Annotated in this window: 12 protein-coding genes and 1 pseudogene; 3 read left to right on the top strand and 10 right to left on the bottom strand. The window is 72.3% G+C overall.

Going from position 1 to position 13,601, the window contains the following annotated elements; all coding sequences use genetic code 11:
• Positions 1-1,021, bottom strand: a 1,021-nt coding sequence (locus AC30N0_RS14350) for an ABC transporter substrate-binding protein (RefSeq protein WP_489518585.1), incomplete at its 3' end; no start/stop codon positions are given.
• A 71-nt stretch (positions 1,022-1,092) separates the two neighbouring features.
• Here AC30N0_RS14350 and AC30N0_RS14345 point away from each other — a divergent pair.
• A complete protein-coding gene (locus AC30N0_RS14345; RefSeq protein ID WP_489518584.1) occupies positions 1,093-1,377 on the top strand; it encodes a cupin domain-containing protein in 285 nt (94 codons plus the stop codon).
• A gap of 20 nt (positions 1,378-1,397) precedes the next feature.
• Here AC30N0_RS14345 and pncA read toward each other — a convergent pair whose 3' ends face one another.
• The 6 genes and pseudogenes from pncA to AC30N0_RS14315 form a co-directional block, all read right to left on the bottom strand.
• Positions 1,398-2,123: a bifunctional nicotinamidase/pyrazinamidase gene (gene pncA / locus AC30N0_RS14340; protein WP_489518583.1), complete on the bottom strand. Its 726-nt coding sequence runs from the start codon at positions 2,121-2,123 to the stop codon at positions 1,398-1,400.
• A gap of 79 nt (positions 2,124-2,202) precedes the next feature.
• Positions 2,203-2,808 carry an amino acid synthesis family protein gene (locus AC30N0_RS14335; RefSeq protein ID WP_489518582.1) on the bottom strand — a complete coding sequence of 202 codons (606 nt, stop codon included), beginning with the start codon at positions 2,806-2,808 and terminating at the stop codon, positions 2,203-2,205.
• A 29-nt stretch (positions 2,809-2,837) separates the two neighbouring features.
• Positions 2,838-3,725, bottom strand: coding sequence for a UPF0280 family protein (locus tag AC30N0_RS14330; RefSeq protein ID WP_489518581.1), 888 nt, complete (start codon positions 3,723-3,725; stop codon positions 2,838-2,840).
• A pseudogene (locus AC30N0_RS14325) lies at positions 3,719-5,269 on the bottom strand (6-hydroxynicotinate reductase); the annotation flags it as partial. The pseudogene AC30N0_RS14325 and the gene AC30N0_RS14330, both read right to left, overlap by 7 nt.
• Complete coding sequence (locus AC30N0_RS14320; protein ID WP_489518580.1) at positions 5,266-8,112, bottom strand: molybdopterin-dependent oxidoreductase; 2,847 nt, start codon at positions 8,110-8,112, stop codon at positions 5,266-5,268. The pseudogene AC30N0_RS14325 and the gene AC30N0_RS14320, both read right to left, overlap by 4 nt.
• A complete protein-coding gene (locus tag AC30N0_RS14315; RefSeq protein ID WP_489518579.1) occupies positions 8,109-8,963 on the bottom strand; it encodes an FAD binding domain-containing protein in 855 nt (284 codons plus the stop codon). The genes AC30N0_RS14320 and AC30N0_RS14315 overlap by 4 nt, the downstream gene beginning before the upstream one ends.
• An 89-nt stretch (positions 8,964-9,052) precedes the next feature.
• Here AC30N0_RS14315 and AC30N0_RS14310 point away from each other — a divergent pair, with 89 nt between their 5' ends.
• On the top strand, positions 9,053-9,829 hold the full coding sequence (locus AC30N0_RS14310; protein ID WP_489518578.1) for a ferredoxin--NADP reductase: 777 nt from the start codon (positions 9,053-9,055) through the stop codon (positions 9,827-9,829).
• A gap of 9 nt (positions 9,830-9,838) precedes the next feature.
• A complete protein-coding gene (locus AC30N0_RS14305; protein ID WP_489518577.1) occupies positions 9,839-11,383 on the top strand; it encodes a D-alanyl-D-alanine carboxypeptidase/D-alanyl-D-alanine-endopeptidase in 1,545 nt (514 codons plus the stop codon).
• Positions 11,384-11,393: 10 nt separating this feature from the next.
• Here the strand turns inward: AC30N0_RS14305 and AC30N0_RS14300 are convergent, their stop codons facing one another.
• The 3 genes from AC30N0_RS14300 to AC30N0_RS14290 all read right to left on the bottom strand — a co-directional run.
• Positions 11,394-12,071 carry a hypothetical protein gene (locus tag AC30N0_RS14300; protein ID WP_489518576.1) on the bottom strand — a complete coding sequence of 226 codons (678 nt, stop codon included), beginning with the start codon at positions 12,069-12,071 and terminating at the stop codon, positions 11,394-11,396.
• A gap of 110 nt (positions 12,072-12,181) precedes the next feature.
• Positions 12,182-13,108, bottom strand: a complete 927-nt coding sequence (locus AC30N0_RS14295; RefSeq protein WP_489518575.1) for a hydroxymethylglutaryl-CoA lyase — start codon at positions 13,106-13,108, stop codon at positions 12,182-12,184.
• A partial coding sequence (locus tag AC30N0_RS14290; RefSeq protein ID WP_489518574.1) for a DUF4126 domain-containing protein occupies positions 13,105-13,601 on the bottom strand: 497 nt, incomplete at its 5' end. The genes AC30N0_RS14295 and AC30N0_RS14290, both read right to left, overlap by 4 nt.

The following is a 13,601-nucleotide window of genomic DNA, read 5'->3' as shown; positions in this document are numbered from 1 at the left end:
TGTCGACTTCCAGTCCCTTGAAGGCGTCAGCCAGCTTTTCGCTGTCGGTGCTGTTGGCCTTCTTGATGCCGGCCGCCATCGACATGACTGCGGAGTAGCCGACCACCGAGCCCAGGCGCGGATACGTGCCGTACTTCTTCTGGTAGGTGTCCAGGAAGGTCTTGTGCTCGGGCGTGGCGATAGTCTGCCAGGGGTAGCCGGTGACTAGCCAGCCGGTAGGCGCTTCATCCTTCAGCGGGTCCAGGTACTCGGGTTCGCCGGACAGCAGGCTGACGACGGCGCGGTCCTTGAACAGGCCGCGGGTGCTGCCTTCGCGAACGAACTTGGCAAGGTCGGCGGCGAACAGCGCGTTGAAGATGCCGTCCGGCTTGGCGTCCACCAGCGCCTGCGTCACCGCGCCGGCGTCGATCTTGCCCAGCGCCGGCGCCTGCTCGCCGACGAACTCGACGTCGGGCTGCTGTTCCTTCATCAGCTTCTTGAAGGTCGCCACCGACGACTGGCCGTACTCATAGTTGGGGTAGACCACGGCCCAGCGCTTCTTCTTCATCTTGACCGCTTCCGGCACCAGCATCGCCACCTGCATGTAGGTGGAAGGACGCAGGCGGAAGGTGTAGCGGTTGCCGCTTTGCCAGACGATCTTGTCGGACAGCGGCTCGGCGGCCAGGAAGAAGAACTTCTTTTGCTTGGCGAAGTCGGTGACGGCCAGGCCGGTGTTGGAAAGGAAGGTCCCGGCGATGAGGGCCACGCCCTCGCGCGAGACCAGCTCCTCGGCGACGCGGACGGCGTCGCCGGGGCTGCCGTTGTCGTCGCGCGAGATCACCTGCAGCTTCTTGCCGAGCACGCCGCCGGCGGCGTTGACTTCCTCGACCGCCAGCTCCCAGCCCTTCTTGTACGGGTCGAGGAAGGCGGGCTGCGCCTTGTAGCTGTTGATCTCGCCGATCTTGATGGTGTCCTGGGCGCTTGCCCCCGACGCCAGCAGGAAAACGCCGACGGACGCGATGAGAGCGATGGGTTTCAGCATGGAAGCTCCTGGGTCGGAAGATGCGAAAAGCGGGGTGGTGGCAAGATCACGGTTCATTTCAAGGAATCGACATGGACCAACCTTCCTTCACGGAGTTCGAAGCCGCCGCCCACGGCGAAGGGTACGACGAGGTGCTCGAGAGGACCTGGAACCCCGGCGTGACGACCGCCGAGCACGAGCACCCGTTCGCCGTCAAGGCGCTCGTCGTCGCAGGCGAGATGTGGCTCATCGAGCCGGGCGGTACGAAGCACCTGCTGCCCGGCGACCGGTTCGAGCTCGCCGCCTCCGTGCCGCACACCGAACGCTATGGCCCGGAAGGCGCGACGTACTGGGCGGCGCGTCGCAACGCCGCCTGAGGCACTGAACGTCGGCGCGCTCAAACCGCGATGTCGCCCGACTGGATGCGCTTGACGCCTGCCTTGGCCATCTGCGCCCAGGCCGCCTTGAGCGAGCCGTTCAGGTCGATCCCGCGCGACGCGTCCTCGATGACCGAGGCCTTGAACCCGGCCTTGCGCGCGTCGAGCGCGGTCCAGGCGACGCAGAAGTCGGTGGCCAGGCCGCAGACGTAGACCTCGTTGACGCCGTGCGCCTTGAGGTACGCGGCCAGGCCGGTCGAGGTCTTGCCGTCGGCCTCGGTGAACGCGGAGTAGCTGTCGGTGCCCTGGTGCCAGCCCTTCCTGATGATGAGCTGCGCCCTCGGCAGGGCCAGGTCCTTGTGCAGGGCGGCGTCGGCCGTGCCCTGGACGCAGTGGTCGGGCCACAGCACCTGGTTGCCGTAGGCGAGCTTGGTCGACTCGAACGGCTTCTTGCCGGCGTGGGTCGAGGCGAACGAGGCGTGGCTGGGGGTGTGCCAGTCCTGCGTGACGATCACGTTCTGGAACGCCGCCGCCAGCTTGTTGATCACCGGCACGACCTGCTCGCCGTCCTTCACCGGCAGCGTGCCGCCGGTGACGAAGCAGTTCTGCACGTCGACCACGAGGAGCGCTGCCTTGGGACTCGGCTTGACCGCGGCCGCGCGCGCTGCCGGCCCGACACCCAGGGCGATGAGCCCGACGCCGGCGAGGCCGCCATGGATGAAGGTTCTACGCTGGATCGCTGTCATGGCTCGCTCCCGTGGAATGTTGACCGTGTCTCATGCACATGTCGTGCCGCGGGCACGCGGGTGCGGGCGGCGCCCCACGCTAACGCTGCCCGTCGAACTTCGCAATCTCGTCTGCCCGCAGGCCGCCGACGCGGGCGTGCGGACGCGGGCCGGTCGTCATCGCGATCACGAGCAGCATCTCGTCGGGCCGCGGCGCGTCGGCGACGCGCACCTCGAGCGTGTCGAAGTGGCTGCGCACGTAGGCGGCGACGCGGTGGTGGATCGGGATGTCGATGCTCGATCCGGCCGGCCCGATCCGCGTCGTCGACGGAACGATGGCGTGCGAGCCTTCGAGGAGGTCGCGCATCCCGTAGCCGCCCGGCACGTGCCAGAGGGCGCCGTGCTCCTGCTCGCCGGCCAGGCCGATGAGCGCGCCCTTGCCGTAGGCCTCGATGCGGCCGGGGCCGCCGAGCGCGTCGACGAGGCGCACGGCCATCTCGCGCCCGAGCGGCTTCAGCGCTTCCATCATCGGCGCGATGTCCTCGACGTAGGCACCGGCATAGGGGTTGCGCACGACGGCGGCGACGCTGCCGCGCCGAAGCGGTGCGTCGAGCCGCGGGCCTTTGTCGTGCCAGACGTCCTCGACCGTCAGCACGAGCTTGCGCACGTCGACCTCGGGACCTGTCGCGGTGGCTGCGTACAGCATGCGAAAGCCTTTCGTTGAGCAGAGCTCGATCATGCCTCGTGCAGCCGGAAACGGCCCTGCAGCGAAAGCGCCGCCGCGACGATCCGTCCCGCGCCGATCTCCGCCTCGGCGACCGCCGCACCGGCGGCCAGCGCGCGCTCGATGTACGCGGCGGACAGCGCCGGCACCGCGCAGGTGACCAGGCGATCGCCGAGGTCGCTGTCGTCGCGCACCTGCGCTGCCGGTCGGCGCACGACGCCGGGTGCGTCGACGTCGACGGCGTTGCCGATGATGGTCGCCGCGGCGTCCGCCACCGACGCGCTGCGAGCGAGCACGGTGACGCTGTCGGCGATGCCGAGGGAGAAGCTGCGGCCCTGCCAGCCCGAGGTCGCGACGCCGCGCACCGGCGATGCGGCGGCGACGGCGACGCTCCCCGCCAGCGGGCCGCCGGCCAGGGCGAGCGCCGGGTCGGCGCAAAGGCCGACCGTGTACGACTTGCCATCGACGAGATGCAGGGCGAGGTCGCCGCCGTTGTTGACGGCGGCGCGCACGATGCCGTCGACATGGAAGCAGGCGATCAGCTCCTCGGCGACGCTGCCCGCCACCGCGGCCATGGCCGTGATGAAGGTGCCCGCCTCGCCGTAGGCGCGGCAGGCGGCGACCATCCGGGCGGCGACGCTGCCGCGCGGGAGCGGCGCGTCCCCGCCGGCAGCCGACAGGTCGGCGCGCAGCAGGGGCAGTTCGACCACGAGCTCGTCGAGCAGCCCGTCGAAGCGCCGCCACGCGCGCTCGACGCAGGCAGCGACGACCTCGGCGTCGCCGTCGGCGGCGACGATGCAGTCGATCGGGCCGTGCTGGAAATGCCAGCGGCCGTCGGCGAGGCGGCGGCGCGCTGCACCCGCCAACAGCGTCGCCAGGCGCCGCCGCGCAGCGGCCACGGCACGCCCGGCTCGGCGTCGACGAGGCGCCAGCTGCCGGCGGCGAGCACCTCGGCGAGCGGGCGGACCCGGTCGCGGTGGCCGCCGAGCGCGGCGTAGTCGTCGGCGCGCATCGTGAACTCGATCGGCGAGACGATGGCCGGCGTCGGCACCGAGCCGAAGCTGTTGGCCGGCATCCTGGCGACGTCGACCATCACCGTGATGCCGCCGCCCGGCCACACGTACACCGGCGCGCCGCCGCAGGTGACGTTGACGAGCAGGTTCTTGATCGAGCGCGTCAGCGCGATCGGGTTCTCGGTGACGCCGGCGCGCAGGCTCCCGCCAGCGCCGGCGACGTAGAGCACCGAGGCGAGCGACGGCTCGCAGTTCTCGCCGATGCGGTCGACGACGCGGGCGACCGCCAGCGGCATCTCGGCCGGACGCGGCACGAGCTGCTCGTCGAGGACGAACCAGGCCGCGTCCTCGCCGGTTGTCGAGACCATGAGCAGGCGCAGGCCGGGGCGGGCGCCGTGCTTCGGGTCCCAGGCCTCGACGATCGAGAGCGGGTCGGTGATGTCGGTGCCGCCCCAGCCCGAGCCCGGGTTGGCGACCTGGAAGTAGCGCCCGGGCGTCGACTTGCGGCCGCGCAGGCGGATGCCGGTCGGCGGCATGTCGAGGAACTTGCCGGCCTGGTGCTCCGACAGCCCGCCGGTGATGTGGTCGTCGACGACCACCACCTCGTCGGCGTGGCCGAACCACTGCTGCGCGAAGATGCCGATCGTCGCCGAGCCGCAGCCGACGCGCATCCGCCGCTCCTCGACGCCTTCGACGATCGGCGCCTGGTCGGCAGCGACGACCAGCGACGCGCCGCCGTCGATCTGCAGCTCGACCGGCTGCTTGTTGCCGAGCGCCATCATCATCTCGCAGGCGATGCGCCCTTCCCGCTTCGAGCCGCCGGTCAGGTGGTGCACGCCGCCGAGGGAAAGGAACTGCGAGCCGTACTCGATGGTGCCGACGTGGCCGACCGACTCGCCCTGGTGCCGCACCGTCGCCTGCTCCGGGCCGAGGTAGCGGTCGGTGTCGATCTTCACCTTGAAGCTGCAGTAGCTGAAGATGCCTTCGGTGACCACGGTGACGAGGTCGACGCCCTCGTGCCGCGACGAGACGATGAAGGGCGCCGGCTTGTAGTCCGGGTAGGTCGTGCCCGAGCCGATGCCGGAGACGAACACCGGCGCATCGGCGGCGTCCAGCAGCTCGCCGCTCCAGCCGCCGGCCTGGCCGGACTGCCAGGCGGCGAGGTCGGCGCCCGGGCGCGCGACGAGGTGCAGCGTGTCGGTGCGGGTCAGCACGCCGTCGACGTTGCCGTAGCGGTCGCAGGCGCCGAGCTTGCCCGGGCTGATCTGGCACAGCACCGGGCAGGCCTCGCAGCGCACCTTGTCCGCCGCCATGCGCTCCGGTGCGCGCGAGTGCTCGAGCACGACCGGCTGAACCGGCTCGCCGTCGGATCGGGCGGCGAACGCGCCGGAGGGCGCAGATCCGTCAGTTCCTTCAGGACGGCTGCTCATCCACCGTCATCCTGAGCGGAGCGAAGGATCTCCGCACGCAGGCGGCTCGGCGTCACCGGCACCTCGCGCATTCGCACGCCGGTGGCGGCGTGGATGGCGTTGAGGATCGCCGGCGCGGTGGCGACCAGCGCCGGCTCGCCGACGCCCTTGGCGCCCCACGGCCCGAGCGGCTCCGGGTCCTCGACCAGGTAGACGCTGATCGGCGGCACGTCGCCGACGGTCGGGATCAGGTAGTCGTGCAGGTTGTCGGTGCGGCCGTTGACGTATTCCTCCATCAGGGCCATGCCGATGCCCTGGGCAATGCCGCCGTGGATCTGGCCTTCGACCTGGGTCGGGTTGATGGCCCGGCCGACATCGTGAGCGGCGTGGATGTGCAGCAGCCTGACGGTGCCGAGCTCGAGGTCGACCTCGACCTCGGCGATCTGCGCCGCAAAGGCATAGGTCGCGTACGGCACGCCCTGGCCGTCGGCGTCGAGCGGCACCGTCGGCGGGTTGAAGTAGCCGCTGCCGACAAGGAGGTCGGGGCCGTCGGCTTCGGCAGCGAGGGCGCGGAGGTCGAGCTCGCGCCGGCCGCTGCCGTCGGCGTTCGCGGCGACGAGACTGCTGCCGTCGAAGGCGAGGGTCGCGGTGCCTTCGTCGTCGGCGGGACCGCCGAGGCGGGCCAGCAGCTGCCGGCGCAGGTCGCGGCCGGCCGCGCGCGCCGCATTGCCGGACACGAAGGTCTGCCGCGACGCCGACGACTTGCCGGCGTCGGCCGTGAGGTCGGTGTCGCCCATCACCTGCTGCACGCAGGCGAACGGCAGGCCGACGGCGTCGGCGAACATCTGCGGAATGATCGTCGCCGTGCCCTGGCCGATCTCCTGCGCGCCGTTGTAGAGGAAGAGGTGACCGCCCTGCGCTTCGTCCCAGCGCAGCGCGCCGCGCATCGTCGACGGGTTGGCGATCACCGTGTTGCCGATGCCGTACCACATGCAGGCGATGCCGGCGCCGCGACGCAAGTGCGCGCCGTCGTTGCACGCTCTCGCCGCCGCTTTCGCCGCCGCCCACGCCGGCCTGAGCGCATCGAGGCAGGCGCGCAGGCCGACGCTCGCCGCCAGCACCTGGCCGGTCGGCGTGGTGTCGCCGGCGACGAGGGCGTTGCGATGGCGGAATTCGAGCGCGTCGATGCCGGCCCGCGCGGCGAGCTCGTCGATCAGCAGCTCGCCGAGCAGCGTCGACTGCGGCACGCCGAAGCCGCGGAAGGCGCCGCAGACGCTGCCGTTCGTGTGCACCGCCCGCGTCAGCGCGCGCACGTGCGGGATGCGGTACGGGCCGCTGGCGTGGATCGGCACCCGGTTGGCGACGGTCGGCCCCCACGACGAGTAGGCGCCGGTGTCGAAGTCGCCGCCGAAGTCGTAGGCGCTCAGGCGGCCGGCCGCGTCGCAGCCAGCGCGCGCCCGCATCGTCGCCGGGTGTCGCTTGGTGGTCGACTGCATCGACTCCGGCCGCTCGTAGACCAGGCGCACGGCACGGCCGAGCTTCCAGGCGGCGACGGCGAGCAGCGGCTGCACCGACAGGTCGAGCTTGCCGCCGAAGCCGCCGCCGATCGCCGACGGCACGATGTGCACCTGCTCCGGCGCGATGGCGAGCACGCTGGCGACCTCGTCTCGGTCCATGTAAGGCGTCTGCGTGCAGGCGACGATGCGGATGCGGCGCAGCGGCGCTCCGGCGTGGTCGACGGCCTCGACGATCTCGGCGTAACCGGCCTCGGGCTCGATGTAGGCATGTTCGACGTGGCGCGTGTCGAAGGTGGATGCGGCGCAGAACGGCGCCTCGGCGAGCGCCGCCTCGACGTCGCCGCGGACGACACGGCCGCGGCAGAGCACGTTGTCGGGATATCGGGCATGCAGCGCCTCGCCGCGCTCGGCGGCGGCGAGCGCGGACGCGCAGTCCTCGTGCGCCGGCAGCGGCGCATAGGCGATCGGCAGCTCGGACGCGGGAATCGCGCCCAGCGTGTCGGCGTCGCCGACGAGCGCCAGCACGGCTTCGCCGCGGAACCGGGCGACGCCGTCGGCGAGCACCGGCTGGTCGCGCAGGTCGGGGAAGATCGCGAAGGCGTTGCGCGGCACGTCGGCGGCGGTGAGCACGTCCACGACGCCGGGCCAGCGGACGCGCCAGGCGGCGAGGTCGCCGAACGTGAAGCGCGCGTGCGCGTGCGGCGAGCGGATCACGCGCATGGCGAGCACGGCCGCGCCGGCGGTCGCCGGCGAGGCGTCAGCGCCGAAGCGCTCGCGGCCGGTCACCTTGTCGGGCGCGTCGAGGCGCGCCGCCCGGCTGCCGACGGCAGCGCCCGCCGCCGGGACGGGCGCGTCGACGACCGCTCCGGCTGCGACCGCGAGCACCGCCTCGACGATCTTGCGGTAGCCGGTGCAGCGGCAGAGCACGCCGGCGAGCGCGTCCTGCACCTCGGCTTCGCTCGGGCGGGGGTTGCGCCGCAACAGCGCCTCGGCGCTCATCAGCATCCCGGGGGTGCAGATGCCGCATTGCGCGGCGCCGTGCGCAACGAAGGCGCGCTGCAGCGTCGACAGGGCACCGGACGGACCGGCCAGCCCCTCGACGGTGACGACCGAGCGGCCGGCGCACTGGCCGACGGCGACGATGCACGCGCAGACCTGCTCGCCGTCGAGCAGCACCGTGCAGGCGCCGCAGTCGCCGGCATGGCAGCCGATCTTGGTGCCGGTGAGGCCGAGCTCGTCGCGCAGGGCGTCGGAGAGCCGCCGCGACGGCGCGCCCGCGAGCTCGCGCGGCACGGCGTTGACGCTGAAGCGGACGAGCTGCGCGGCGGGAAGGTCGCGCGCGGTCACGGCGGCACTCCGGCGCGAGGCATCCGCAGCGCCCGTTGCAGCAAGGTCGCGGTCGCGTCGAGCCGGTAGGCGGCGCTGGCGCGCAGGTCGTCGATCGGCGTCAGGGGCGCCAGGTCTTCCGACCGCACGAGCGCGCCGAGGTCGGCGTCGGCCGCCGCGCCGAGCAGGCGGGCCTCGAGCGCCGGCAGGCGGCGCGCCGCTGCCGAGCAGCTGCCGACCACGACGCCGGCGCAGCCGATGCGTCCATCGACGTCGGTGTCCACCATCACCGCCACCATCGTCATCGAGATCGTCAGGTAGCGGCGCCCGCCGAGCTTGATGAAGGCCGAGCGCGCGCGGTCGCTGCGCGGCGGGATGCGGACGGCCGTGACCAGCTCGTCGGCGGCGCGCGCGGTGCGGCGGTTGCCGAGCACGAAGGCGTCGAGCGGCAGCTCGCGCTGGGCCTGTGCGCTCTGCAGCACGACGATGGCGCCGAGCGCCAGCAGGGCCGGGACGCCGTCGGCCGCCGGCGAGGCGGTGCACAGGTTGCCGGCGACGGTGCCGGTGTTCTGGATCTGCGCGCCGCCGACCTCGCGCGCCGCGGCCTTCAGGGCATCGAACAGCGGCGGCAGGTCGGCGCGGACGATGTCGGTCCAGGTCGTCGTCGACCCGATCGTCCAGCCGCGGTCGCCTTCATCGCGGATCCCGCGCAGACCGGCGACGGCCGTGATGTCGAGAACCGGCGTCGACAGCGGCCGGCCGACGTGCGCCGGGTACAGGTCGGTGCCGCCGGCCAGCACCGTCCAGGGGCCCGACGCCAGCAGCCGGGTTGCGCCGGCAAGCGAGTCGGGCCGCTCGAAAGGGTGGATCACGACAGCGCCCCTTGCAGGGTCCGGGCCAGGAAGCCTGCAAGCATAAGCCGTCGGCCCCGGGCAGCCGCGGCAATTGCGGACAATGCGCCATGGCCGCCTTCGACACCGAGAAAGTCCTCACCGTCCACCACTGGAACGAGTCGCTCTTCACCTTCACCTGCACCCGCGCCGCGAGCCTGCGCTTCGAGAGCGGGCACTTCGTGATGGTCGGCATCATGGTCGAGGGCAAGCCGCTGCTGCGCGCCTACTCGATCGCCAGCCCGCACTGGGAGGAGCACCTCGAGTTCTTCAGCATCAAGGTGCCGAACGGGCCGCTCACGTCGCGCCTGCAGCACCTGAAGGTCGGCGACGACGTGCTCGTCGGCAGGAAGCCCACCGGAACGCTGGTGCTCACCGACCTGCTGCCGGGCCGCAATCTCTATCTCTTCTCCACCGGCACCGGCCTGGCGCCCTTCATGAGCATCATCCGCGACCCCGACACCTACGAGCGCTTCGAAAAGATCGTCCTCGTCCACGGGGTGCGCAAGGTCGACGAGCTCGCCTACGCCGACCTTATCGCGCACGAGCTGCCGCAGCACGACCACTTGGGCGAGCTGGTCCGCGAGAAGCTCGTCTACTACCCCACCGTGACGCGCGAGCCGTTCCGCAACCAGGGGCGGCTCCCCGAGCTCATCGCCAACGGCAAGTTGTGCCAGGACATCGGCTTCCCGCAGATCGATCCGGCGACCGACCGGGCCATGATCTGCGGCGGGCCGGCCATGCTCAAGGACATGCGGACCGTGCTCGACGGCGCCGGCTTCACCATCTCGGCCGGCATCGGCCAGGCCGGCGACTACGTCATCGAGCGGGCCTTCGTCGAGAAGTAGGCGCCGGCCATGCGGTGCCACGGTTCGATCCGGCGTGCCCTCGCGGCCGCGCTCTGCCTGTGCCTCGCCCTCGAGCCGGCGCTGGCGATCGCTGCGCGCGGCGACAGCGCCCAGGCCCGGCCGGCACGCGGGCGCACGGCCGGCGGCGCCTTGCCGGCAGCCGTCGCGGCCATCCTGCGCGCCTCGGGTCTGCCCGAATCGAGCTTCGGTCTGCACGTGCGCTCGGTCGAGATCGCCGACACGCCGCCGCTGCTCGCGCTCAACGCCGAGCGCCCGTTCCTGCTCGCGTCGACGACCAAGCTGGTGACCTCGCTCGCCGCCCTCGACCTCCTCGGCCCCGAGCACCGCTGGCAGACGGCGGCGCATGCGACCGGGCGGCTGGCTGCCGGGCGGCTCGCCGGCGATCTGGTCGTCCGCGGCGGCGCGGTCGGCCTGACCGGAAACGAGCTGCGGCGCTGGTTCGCGCAGATGCGCGACGAGGGTCTGCAGTCGATCGCCGGCAACATCGTCCTCGAGGACGTCGCCCTCCTGCACGAGCGGGATCCGAAGCAGCTGCCGGCCACCGAGGAGGAGCGCGCCCCCGACGCGCCGATGGACGGGCGCACCTACAACCTGGGCAAGCTGCTCGTCAACATCGGGCCGTCGCGGGGCGAGCGTGCCGTCGTCACCGTGACGCCACGGCCGGCCAACGTCGTCGTCGTCAACGACGTGTTCATGGGCGGCGGCTGCGCCGCGTGGGCGCGCTGGAAGACGCCGGGCGAAACGGGCCCGGGGCCGCCGCTGCAGCTCTGGGTGCGCGGGCGCTGGAGCGCCGAATGCGCCGCCGAGGACATCGCCCACGTGGCCTCCCCGGCCGACGCCCGGTTCGATCCGGCGCTGGGCGCCGCGCCGACGCTGCCGATCGCCGCGCCGAGGATGGTGGCCGAGCTCTGGATCGAGGCCGGCGGCAGCCTCGCCGGCCGCGTCGTCGAGCGCAACGCGGCGCCGCCGCGGCAGCGCGACGGGCGCTGGTCGAGCGAGCTGTCGACGCCGGTCACCGAGGTCCTGCGCGAGATGAACAAGACCAGCAACAACGAGGCGGCGCGCAGCGTCCTCCTTTCGCTTGCCGATGCCGGGCCGGCGCCGCGGCGGGGTGGCGTGCTGGCGGCGGCGCAGGAGCGCATGCGAGGCTGGCTGCGCATGCAGGGGCTCGGCGAGGGCGACCTCACGGTCGCCGTCGGGTCGGGCGAGTCGCGCGCCGAGCGAGGCAAGCCGCGCGCGCTGGTCGAGCTGCTGCGCCGGGCCTGGCAAGGCCCGCACGGGCAGAGCCTGGTCGATTCGCTGCCCATCGCCGGTGCCGACGGCACGCTGGTGCACCGCCTGAGCGGCGACGCGACGCGCGGCCGCGCCTTCCTGAAGACGGGCACGCTCTCGGACACCCGGGCCCTCGCCGGCTACGTTCGGGCGCAGAGCGGCAAGGTCTATGCGGTGACGCTGATCGTCAGCGACGCCGAGGCGGCAAAGGGCCGGCCGGCGCTCGACGCCGTCGTCGAGTGGATCGCACGCTCCGGATGAACCGCCCCCGTCAGTTGCCGGCGAAGCAGTAGAGCCGGCCCACGCCGCCGGTGCGCACCAGCGCCTCCTGGCTGCAGCCGGCCGACTGGTGCGAGAAGTTCCAGGAGGTCGACCAGTTGTCGGCCGTCGGACCGACGCGGTCATGGTGGCCAACGACGGCCGAGCCTTCGCCGCCGCTCTTGGTCCAGCTGCCGCAGGTGGTGTCGGTCTGCGGCGCGAAAGCCGTGCCGTCGGCGCGCGTTCCGGTGAGGATGTCGTGCTCGTTCGGCGTGTCGGTGCGACCTCTTACCCCGTTGCCGCGCTCGTCGAGGGCCGTCGCCTTGTTGATGTTGTTGCCGTTGTGCAGATGGCTCAGGTCGCGCGCGATCAGCTCCCCCTTGGCGTTGTGCCAGGGTCCCTTGCCGATGCGGTCGCGAGCATGGACGGCAGCGACGGCAGGCGCCGTCGCTGTCGGGAAGGTGGGTGGCGTGCTGAGGTAGGCGCGCCAGGTCCTGCCACCCGCGCCCGCCGCCGCGGCGAGCTTCTGGCAGTGCGCGTCGGCGCCGGCCAGGCCGCCGAGGTCGGCACCCTTGCCCATGCCCGCGCTGGTGACGAAGAAGCTCATCGGTCCGGTCGACGACGGCGTGGCGCATGCGGCCAGCAACGCGGCTGCCGCGGCGGCAAGGACGAGGGCTCGGGAATGGTGCACGGACGGACTCCTTCGGACAGGGATGGGACGCGTATTACGCAACAGGCCGCGGCTCGGCACCTCAGGGTGTTCCCCGGTCCGGCAAAGTCGTGAGCCCGCGCCCGTTCTCGCTACGCCTTCACCCGCTTCGCCAGCAACGCGTTCGCCGACCGCGACACCGGCTTCCTGCCGAGTACGCCGGAGATGAAGGCGGCGGCGTCGACCAGCCCGTCCATCGAGACGCCCGTCTCGATGCCGAGGCCGTCGAGCAGGAACAGCACGTCCTCGGTGGCAACGTTGCCGGTGGCGCCCTTGGCGTAGGGGCAGCCGCCGAGGCCGGCGATGCTGGCGTCGAAGGTCGAGATACCGACCTCGAGCGCGGCGTAGACGTTGCTCACGCCCTGCGCATAGGTGTCGTGGAAATGGCCGCTGACCGCCTCGATCGGGAAGTGGCGCAGCGCCCGCTCCAGGGCCGCCTGCACCTTCTTGGGCGTGCCTGTGCCGATGGTGTCGGCGATGCCGCAGTGCTCGACGCCGATCTCCTTCATGAGGCGGACGACGAGCTCGACCTCGTCGGCGCTGACCTCGCCCTGGTACGGGCAGCCGAGCGCCACCGAGACGGCGCAGCGCACTTTGATGCCATGCGACCTGGCCGCCGCGACGACCGGCCGGAAGCGCTCGACGCTCTCGGCGATCGAGCAGTTGATGTTGCGCTGGCTGAACGCCTCGCTGGCGGCGGCGAAGACGACGACCTCGTCCGGCCAGTGCGCGCGCGGCGCCGACAGGGCCGCGTCGAGCCCCTTCATGTTGGGCGTGAGCACCGAGTAGCGGACGCCGGCGCGGCGCTCGATGCCGGCCATCACGGCGGCGTTGTCGGCCATCTGCGGCACCCACTTCGGGCTGACGAAGCTGGTCACCTCGACCTCCTTCAGCCCGGCCGCCTGCAGCCGGTGCACGAGCTCGATCTTGATCGCCGCATCGACCGGTTCCTTCTCGTTCTGCAGGCCGTCGCGCGGGCCGACGTCGACCAAAGTGACGCGTTGCGGCAGGGAACTCATCGTCGGACCTCCAGGCGGCCGTCGGCAGGCGGGGGCCGCCGCGATCCCCCGCCTAGCCGGGCGAACAGGCCGCGGACGAAACGCCACAGCAGCCACGTGGTCGCGACCATCGCCACGACGGTGACGGCGAGCACGACCATGAACGTGACGGGGTCGGCCCAGGCGAGCCAGCGCGCGCCGGGCACGACCGCGTCGCCGAGCAGCGACAGGCCGATGTTCGAGAACGGCTCAGGCGACGTGTTCGCCGCCGCCCGCGTCGTCGCCTTGGCGAGGTGGCTGGTCGCGGCCAGCGAGCCGCCGAGCAGGGCCGCGGCCGTCGCCCTTTCGGCCGGGTCGACGCCGAACACCGCCCCCGCCAGGGCGGCGCCGGCGGGAATGCGGATCAGGGTGTGGACCGCGTCCCAGACCGTGTCGAGACCGGGGATCTTGTCGGCGAAGAACTCGACGAACAGCATGAACCCGCTCGCGCCGAGCAGCCAGGGGCTTTGCAGCA

Origin of the sequence: Rhizobacter sp. (assembly GCF_031412495.1) — a bacterium.
In the GTDB taxonomy this organism is placed as follows: domain Bacteria; phylum Pseudomonadota; class Gammaproteobacteria; order Burkholderiales; family Burkholderiaceae_C; genus Schlegelella_A.
Note: the sequence above shows the minus strand (reverse complement) of the source record. Positions and strands in the feature narration are given on the sequence as shown.

What these genes read in the sequence shown, in the direction of transcription:
- AC30N0_RS14345 (WP_489518584.1), top strand. Translation starts at nt 1,093, where the DNA reads ATGGACCAACCTTCCTTCACGGAGTTCGAAGCCGCCGCCCACGGCGAA.
- pncA (WP_489518583.1), bottom strand. Translation starts at nt 2,123, where the DNA reads ATGACAGCGATCCAGCGTAGAACCTTCATCCATGGCGGCCTCGCCGGC.
- AC30N0_RS14335 (WP_489518582.1), bottom strand. Translation starts at nt 2,808, where the DNA reads ATGCTGTACGCAGCCACCGCGACAGGTCCCGAGGTCGACGTGCGCAAG.
- AC30N0_RS14310 (WP_489518578.1), top strand. Translation starts at nt 9,053, where the DNA reads ATGGCCGCCTTCGACACCGAGAAAGTCCTCACCGTCCACCACTGGAAC.
- AC30N0_RS14305 (WP_489518577.1), top strand. Translation starts at nt 9,839, where the DNA reads ATGCGGTGCCACGGTTCGATCCGGCGTGCCCTCGCGGCCGCGCTCTGC.
- AC30N0_RS14295 (WP_489518575.1), bottom strand. Translation starts at nt 13,108, where the DNA reads ATGAGTTCCCTGCCGCAACGCGTCACTTTGGTCGACGTCGGCCCGCGC.